The 8,449-nt window shown below is 45.0% G+C and carries 6 protein-coding genes and 3 pseudogenes; 8 read left to right on the plus strand and 1 reads right to left on the minus strand.

The genetic code is table 11. The features are described from left to right. Positions 1–18: 18 nt before the first annotated feature. Positions 19–204, plus strand: a pseudogene (locus BZG77_RS06505) (BrnT family toxin); the annotation flags it as partial. On the opposite strand, the gene BZG77_RS06510 reads toward BZG77_RS06505, so the two are convergent. Then, positions 186–1,307, minus strand: a complete 1,122-nt coding sequence (locus BZG77_RS06510; RefSeq protein ID WP_077646638.1) for an ISAs1 family transposase — start codon at positions 1,305–1,307, stop codon at positions 186–188. The pseudogene BZG77_RS06505 and the gene BZG77_RS06510 sit on opposite strands and share 19 nt — an antisense overlap. 242 nt (positions 1,308–1,549) lie before the next feature. Between BZG77_RS06510 and BZG77_RS06515 the strand changes: the two genes are divergently transcribed. The 7 genes and pseudogenes from BZG77_RS06515 to BZG77_RS06550 form a co-directional block, all read left to right on the plus strand. Next, on the plus strand, positions 1,550–2,452 hold the full coding sequence (locus tag BZG77_RS06515) for a LysR substrate-binding domain-containing protein (protein WP_077646639.1): 903 nt from the start codon (positions 1,550–1,552) through the stop codon (positions 2,450–2,452). A 379-nt stretch (positions 2,453–2,831) separates the two neighbouring features. Further along, a pseudogene (locus BZG77_RS06525) lies at positions 2,832–3,536 on the plus strand (IS4 family transposase); the annotation flags it as partial. A 450-nt stretch (positions 3,537–3,986) separates the two neighbouring features. Then, positions 3,987–5,318 carry an IS21 family transposase gene (gene istA / locus BZG77_RS06530; protein ID WP_198532393.1) on the plus strand — a complete coding sequence of 444 codons (1,332 nt, stop codon included), beginning with the start codon at positions 3,987–3,989 and terminating at the stop codon, positions 5,316–5,318. Then, positions 5,311–6,063 (plus strand): IS21-like element helper ATPase IstB, encoded by a 753-nt coding sequence (gene istB, locus BZG77_RS06535; protein ID WP_077646640.1) that lies wholly within the window; start codon positions 5,311–5,313, stop codon positions 6,061–6,063. The genes istA and istB overlap by 8 nt, the downstream gene beginning before the upstream one ends. Positions 6,064–6,128: 65 nt before the next feature. Continuing rightward, positions 6,129–6,639, plus strand: a pseudogene (locus tag BZG77_RS06540) (transposase); the annotation flags it as partial. Between the two features lie 298 nt (positions 6,640–6,937). After that, on the plus strand, positions 6,938–7,600 hold the full coding sequence (locus BZG77_RS06545) for a cysteine hydrolase family protein (protein WP_077646641.1): 663 nt from the start codon (positions 6,938–6,940) through the stop codon (positions 7,598–7,600). 13 nt (positions 7,601–7,613) lie between these two features. Then, positions 7,614–8,449 (plus strand): DUF2877 domain-containing protein (locus BZG77_RS06550; RefSeq protein ID WP_077646642.1); only part of this gene is annotated, 836 nt, incomplete at its 3' end.

The following is an 8,449-nucleotide window of genomic DNA, read 5'->3' on the forward strand; positions in this document are numbered from 1 at the left end:
CGACTATAATTTTTACTCATGGTGAATTTCGAATTTGATGAAAATAAAAGCAGATCAAATTTTGAGAAAAATGGAACTGATTTCTATACAGCTCAAGGTTTGTGGACTGACTCAGATCTTATCGAGATCCCTGCAAACACAAGTGATGAACCTAGGTATCTGGTCCAGGGCGAGCGCATGAGTGTTCACTTTTCAACCATCGTCGGTATGCCTGCGGCTAAAACTTTCTCTAAGAAGCTGGGATTCATGAGACAGCGCTTCTGTTTGGCCACCAAGCTGATCTTGGTCGGCTCAGCCCGCACCATGTTTGAGGCCATGTGTCGCAGACAGGCAAAGTTCGCGGCCCCATTGTCTTTATAAATTTGGCAGGCGTCTTCACCCATGTTGACATCTAACACCCAGTGCATGGCTTCAATGCCCCAATGCGAGCGGATAGCACGGCTTGCCTCATCGGCAGTCAGTGATTTTGAGCTGATATAGTAGCGGTACTCCAGCGACATCGGGCGCCCTTTTTCAACACGCAAAGACTCAACCATGACAAGGCTTTGCAGTGATGGCCAACGGGTAAAGTCGCCTGATAAACACGCTTTATCAAGCACATAGCACTGACGTGATTCAACACGACCGTGACCATATTCAAACTCGACATCGTCATTGAAGGTTCGACGTTGCTCACTGAATGCCTCAGTAATCGCGTTCGCTAGCTTGCCCTGGTTTTGTTTCACCGCTAATAAGTAATCGCCACCCTGCTCAGGAATCGTCTTGGCAATCGTCGTTTGGCAGGCCATGGCATCGATGGTGACCAGCGCACCGCGTAAATCGAGTAGGCGAATTAACTCGGAAATCGCACTGATTTCATTGCTTTTTTCTTCTGTCTTAAGCTGGCCAAGCACCAGATGATTTTCACTGGCACACGCACTGACCATGTGGATCGTACTGCTTCTATCTTCACGGTTGTAAGAGCCTTTCAGCGTTTTACAATCGATCGCGACCACCTGACCATCCGTCATTTGATGGACCGCTTTCATCCAATCGATAAAGCAGGCTTGAAAGGCACTCGGTTCAATCGAAGAGATGGCACGAGCGATGGTATCGTCGGCAGGAATACCGTCTTCAAACATACCGTTACGCTTAAACCACTCATGGTGCCCTAGGATGTATTCTCGAATCTCGTACCATCCTTTCGACCCCGCAATCACCGCGGACAATGAAGCAAAGAGCAGGTCGAAAAGCGGGTAGGTTATCTTGGCACTCTGGCGGTTATCATCAACGGCGCTGAAGTAGTCTTTAAATGTATCGATATCCACGGTATCTATCCCGAACTATTTTAGAATCGGCCTATATGATCACAGCCAGAGGTGATCGTCAAACCGATCCTGTTTTGGTCAAAAAACGTTCGCGATCTCGCCCTGGTAAGAAAACGGGAAAGTTGAAATCACCAAATTGAGTTTGATAAGGCAAGTGTTTTTGGTGGTTTGCGCAGAAAGGGCGAAGTAATTTTCCCTAAATTAAGTATAATTATGCCCATGACCTTATTGTAATTGTTCCCATGCCATTATCTAAAGAATCACTAAAAACCATCCATGTTATTGCCAATTCAGGAAGCTTTGCGGTTGCAGCAGAGCGCCTAAACCGTGTCCCTTCCGCGATAAGCTATACGGTAAAAAAACTTGAAGAAGARCTTGGTTTTGCTCTTTTTGACCGTACGGGGCGACAAGTGAAGCTAACACCTGCTGGCCACTACTTTATTGAACAAAGTCGATGGATGTTAGACTCATTTGAAGAGTTAGTACGTAACAGTACCATGATCAGCCGCGGAGTTGATGTCTCGTTCGACATCGCAATTAATAATATTATTAACCGTCGAGGCATTGTCGAGCTTGTGAGAGACCTCAATAAGCAATTCCCGTCCACACAGATAGGTATTAAAGTCGAAGTATACAACGGTTGTTGGGATGCTCTTTACGACCGCCGTGCTGATCTTATTATTGGCGCACCAAACTCAGCCCCTAAACTGGAGGGTATTGTGTACCATGCGATAGGCCAAGTGGAATGGGACTTCATCGTTGGCCAAACTCATCCATTAGCATCGCATATTGGAACACTAACCACAGAGAAACTGCGAGGTTATCCTGTGGTCGTTGTTCGTGATACCTCACAGCACATCTTACCACGCGTATCATGGTCGTTAACCGGCCAAACCATGATTTATGCTCCTGAGCTCAATACTGCTATTCGTATGATTGAAGAGGGAATTGGGGTTGGCTACGTTCCTCACCATCTCGTTAAAGAGCGCCTCAATCAAGGAAAAGTTTTAAAAAAAGCCATCATTGAGCATAAGCAGCCAACACAACTTTTTTACGCTTGGCATGCTCAACGTGAAAGTCCAGTCCTTGAGTGGTGCGTCGATTATTTAATTAAAAATGAACATCAGTTGAGTTGGCATTGTTAAAGCCGCACGTTCAACGCAAAAGCTCGTTCGCGTCCTATCTATCTTTCCCTTTGCCTGAAACGTTGAGATTGACGTTTTAGACGAAGGTATCATTACGCAATAACTAAAGATGGCTTAGTATTAGGACCTTATTATATATAGTGTCTTCGAAATATAGGCCATATTCCTATTTACACGATTTTAAACTCCATAGATTGCATATTTTAGAGATTATAAGCAGGTTAGTTCTGCATTATTTTAGCGCTACGTTAGTATTGTATCCCTACCTAGCTCTGAGGAAGCCCCTAATGATTTTGATAAAAATCATCAAGTTAAGGTGGATACACACCTTGTCATATGATCAAATGGTTTCGCCAAAAATCAATAACCAGACAACAAGATGTGTGAACTCGATATTTTACACGACTCTCTTTACCAATTCTGCCCTGAATTACACTTAAAACGACTCAACAGTTTAACGTTGGCTTGCCACGCATTACTTGAGAGTAAAACGCTCACTCTTACCGAGCTTGGTCGTAACCTGCCAACCAAAGCGAGAACAAAACATAACATCAAACGAATCGACCGATTATTAGGTAATCGTCACTTACACAAAGAGCGACTCGCTGTATACCGTTGGCATGCGAGCTTTATCTGTTCGGGCAATTCGATGCCGATTGTTCTTGTGGACTGGTCTGATATTCGTGAGCAAAAACGGCTTATGGTATTGCGAGCTTCAGTCGCACTACACGGTCGTTCTGTTACTCTTTATGAGAAAGCGTTTCCGCTTTCAGAGCAATGTTCAAAGAAAGCTCATGACCAATTCTTAGCCGACCTAGCAAGCATTCTGCCGAGTGATACGACACCGCTCATTGTTACTGATGCAGGCTTTAAAGTGCCATGGTATAAATCCGTTGAAAAGCTAGGTTGGTACTGGTTAAGTCGAGTCAGAGGAAAAGTGCAATATGCAGATTTAGGTGCGGAAAACTGTCGACCTATCAGCAATTTACATAGCATATCCTCAAGTCGCTCAAAGACTTTAGGCGATAAGAGGTTGACTAAGAGCAACCCAATTTCATGTCAAATTGCACTGTATAAATCACGTCTATTGAGCGACAATTACGGTGGCCGGTCTAGCGACAATTATCTTGGCCGGTTGATCTGATAAGGTTCGGTACAGCAGAACGGAGGGAGTTCACTGTGCAGGGAACACGAATCACGGATCAACAGGTCACGATCTATATGACTCACAGAAAACAAAAAAGCCAAGCTGCTGCTAAAGCAGGTATTTCAGAGCGGTCAGCCCGGCGTCTTGATAAAGCCAATCAACAAACAAACGACGGTAAGCGCCAGTGGCGCACACGTAAAGATCCACTGGCGCCAATATGGGAAAGCATTGTTGTTCCCATACTTGAACTGGATAAAGACATCACGCCCGTAGGCGTTTTTGATTACCTTTGCGAATATCACACCGATAAGTTCAGCCCGGGATCGCGCCGAACACTTGAGCGCCGGATCCGTAAATGGCGCTCTTTACACGGGCCTGCTAAAGACGTTGTGTTTNAAAGATCCACTGGCGCCAATATGGGAAAGCATTGTTGTTCCCATACTTGAACTGGATAAAGACATCACGCCCGTAGGCGTTTTTGATTACCTTTGCGAATATCACACCGATAAGTTCAGCCCGGGATCGCGCCGAACACTTGAGCGCCGGATCCGTAAATGGCGCTCTTTACACGGGCCTGCTAAAGACGTTGTGTTTATACAAACCCATGAATATGGTGCGCTCGGTATTACCGRTTTTACTCATGTGAAATCGCCGGTCACCATTGCCGGTGAGCCATTAAAGCACATGCTGTTTCATTACCGGATGCCGGCYAGCGGCTGGGCGTTCATCCAGGTTATCTATGGCGGCGAGAGTTTTGCGGCYTTCTCTGATGGATTACAAAATGCGCTACATGCCGCCGGCGGTGTGCCCAAAGAAATCCGTACCGACAGCTTGAGTGCGGCTTATAAGAATCACTCATCGGCTGATGATTTAACGGAGCGCTTCAACGACCTTGTTAAGCACTATGGTTTTAGAGCAACCCGCAACAATCCGGGTGTTGCGCATGAGAACGGTGCTATCGAAAGTCCGCACGGGCACACCAAGTCCCAAGTCGAGCAGGCACTGAAAATCCGCGGTAGTTACGACTTCGACAGCCGTAATGCGTATGAAGCCTTTGTTGCCAGCGTGGTAGCTCGGCGTAATCGTCGCGTCAGCGACAAATACCAACTCGAGCAGCGACAATTACAGGCACTGCCCCGGGCAATRAGYKTCAATTACACCGAGCATTATGTCACGGTRTCGCGGACAAGCACGATCTGCCTCAAGCGCGTCACCTACACGGTGCCATCACGGCTTATTGACAGTCGATTGCTGGTACGGCTTTATGATAACCGGTTAGCCCTATTTTACGGCACCGACTTCGTGCTTGAGCTCGAGCGTGTCTATGCCGACAAAGGTGGTCGCGCCCGCAGCGTCAATTACCGGCATGTTATTGATGCACTGGTTAAGAAACCGCGTGCGTTCCGGCACTCACAGCTGCGCGATGACCTATTACCGGACGACAATTACAGAACCATCTGGGAGTATGTCGACGACACGCTAACGGCCGATAAAGCCAGCTATTACATGGTAAAACTGCTTCATTTAGCCAAACAAAGCGGTTGTGAACGTCAATTAGGCCGATTTATTGCCGCGTCAATTACCCAGCGACAATTACCGGCCATCCGGGAATGCGAAGAACGCTTTTTAGTTATCGAGCCAAAAAAGCCGTCACTTACCATCAAACAACACAGCCTAAACTCGTATGCCAGTATGATACCGGGAGGCCTGCATGGATAACACAACGGCCTTATTATCACTCATGCTCAAGCAGCTAAAGCTCGCCACCATGGTTAAAGAATGGGACGCGCTGGGCAATAAAGCGGTTAAAGAGCAATGGAGCCCTCAGCAGTACTTATCCGAGCTCTGCCATATCGAGCTGGCAAACCGCGAAGATAAACGCTTACAGCGGTTGCTGAAAGACGCCAAGTTACCGGCTGGAAAAAACCTTGGCAATTTCGACTTTAAACGGGTCGACGGTATCTCAAAACACCAGGTCATCGATCTGGTTAACCAACCCGGTTGGTTGAAACTCGGCGCTAACGTCTTGCTGTTCGGAGCCAGCGGGCTGGGCAAAACTCATATCGCCAGTGGCATCGGTTACGGGCTTATCGAGCAGGGCTATAAAGTTAAGTTCATCGCGGCCTCAGCCATCGTGCAACAGCTACAACAGGCGAAACAACACCTTCGGCTGCAGGACGAGTTACTGAAGCTGGATAAATACAATCTGCTTATCGTGGATGACGTAGGTTACGTTCGCAAAACCGAGCAGGAAACCAGTGTGCTGTTCGAACTAATCGCGCATCGGTATGAAAGACACAGCATGATCATCACATCAAATAAGTCATTCGAGCAATGGGACGAACTGTTCGACGACTCAACGATGACCATCGCCGCCATCGATCGACTGGTGCATCATGCAACAATCCTTCATTGTGAAGGTGAAAGTTACCGGCGCAAAATGGCGATGAGCAACGGTAGTTAAAAATCGGTATCAACCGGCCAGGATAATTGTCGGAAAACCGGCCAAGATAATTGACGCTACATACACGTCCTAAAGGCCGAAAAAATCAGCGTTCGACACGGACTAATTGTCATCATCCGTCACCTAAAATCTACTCCGCTTCGACAAAAGAACCATGGGTTTTAGCGACTAACTTACCCGTTGAAATTCGAACACCCAAGCAACTCGTTAGGATCTACTCAAAGCGTATGCAGATAGAAGAAACCTTCCGAGACTTGAAAAGCTCTGCATACGGTCTAGGACTCCGCCATAGCCGAACTAGCAACCCAGAGCGCTTTGGTATCATGCTACTCTGTCAACGCCCTAATGCTTCAACTGACATTTTGGCTTGTTGGCGTACATGCACAGAAACAAGGTTGGGATAAACACTTTCAAGCGAATACTGTCAGTAATCGAAAGGTACTCTCAACAGTGCGCTTAGGTATGGAAGTTCTGCGGCATTCTGGCTACGCAATAACGAGGGAAGACGTGCTCGTAGCGGCAACCATACTTGCTCAAAATCTATTCAAGTACGGTTGCGCTTTAGGGAAATTATGAGGGGATCCCTCAGTACCTAGCTCTCATTTTTCACAACTAAATGCCGCAAAACCTTGATGCTTTAATGCAAAAAATTCGTTGATTGGTTTGTGGTTGTAACCATTTCTTAACTATTCACACCCTTGTTTATCAAAACATCGAATTTGGTGTGACGTGGATCTTTCTTGATAATAATGCATCAATTATTTTGATTGGTTAGCCGTTATTTTCTCGCTTTTTTTGTTGTTAGCATCGCTCTAGACTATATGGGTACGCAAAAGAGCGTCAAAAAACACTAACAACAAAAGGTATGATAGTTATGGTTAAGTCATTTAAAGCTGAGCCCTTTGCCCTAGAATTTGATCCCAAAACAACAGCACTTGTTATTATCGATATGCAACGTGACTTCGTTGAGCCTGGTGGCTTTGGTGAAGCGCTTGGTAATGATGTATCACTAGTACGTACTGCAATTGAACCATGCATGGCCGTTTTAGAAGCCGCTCGTGAAGCGGGTCTTATGGTTATTCACACTCGTGAAGGCCACCGTGCAGATTTGACGGATTGTCCACAAGCGAAGTTAACACGTGCTGGCAAGACATTTATCGGTGAAAAAGGACCAAAAGGCCGTATTCTTATTCGTGGTGAGCAGGGGCATGACATTATCCCTGAACTGTACCCTACTGCAGGCGAGCCTATTATCGATAAGCCGGGTAAAGGTGCATTTTACCAAACCGACCTTCACTTAATTCTGCAAAACTATAACATTAAAACGCTTATTGTTTGTGGGGTAACAACAGAAGTATGTGTTAATACAACTGTTCGTGAAGCAAACGACCGTGGTTATGAGTGTATTATTCCTGAAGATTGTGTTGGCTCTTACTTCCCTGAGTTCCAAAAGTACGCTCTTGAAATGATCAAAGCTCAAGGTGCGATTTTTGGTTGGGTATCTGACTCAAACTCGATCATTGAGGCTATTAAATAATCGTGACATAGTGATGTTATTTGCTTCCGAAAAAGGAGACCTATGTCCGGATCAGGCATTTGATGGTTATATTCATAGTGTATTTGACAAAGCCATTAATATCATAAGCAATGATCCTACTATGCCATGGGTTTCCTTACTTGATACTTCTTTACCTAACACACCTTGTGGATTAAAGGTTGATATCTTAAACCAACCAGAGTTTCGGCAGTGTAAAGTAAATGACAGAGTTTACTTTCGTGGCGGTATATTACGCTTTGGTGCACAATCTTTGTTATCGATTGATAGCCGGAGCGCGGTTTATTGGCAACAACCACCAAAGCCAGAGGAGTATCAGAAAAACAGAATATTAAAAAATATTTCTTACGCAGAGAATTATTTTTTAAGCCGAGTAAATAATAATTTAAATAATAAACACATAAATAGTTATATTGATTATTTAAAAATAGAAGATATTTACTTTAGCTTTGACTTGCTTTCTGAACCTGAAAAGATTGTGATTAATATAGGTAAAGGGCAGGGGTTGACACCTTCTGGTGATGATTTTATATGTGGTGTTCTTGCTATTTTGACATACTTACACAAAGAGGCTGATTTTGTAGAAAAATCAGTTTTTACCAAAGTGAACAAGGCATGTCAGAAAAGGTGGGGAACGACAACAGAAGTAAGCCAACACTATTTAAAGCAAGCGGTAGAAGGCTACTTTTCGCAGCCGGTAATGTGGTTGGTTTATGAGATTTTTACTTCCAGTTCAAATAGTGAATTAGAAAAAACGATATCTAATGTTCTAAAAATAGGGTCTAACTCTGGATGTGATATTGTTTCAGGTATTTTATTTGGGGCTAATCA

The sequence above is a fragment of the Salinivibrio sp. IB643 genome, assembly GCF_001996105.1.
Lineage (GTDB): Bacteria > Pseudomonadota > Gammaproteobacteria > Enterobacterales > Vibrionaceae > Salinivibrio > Salinivibrio costicola.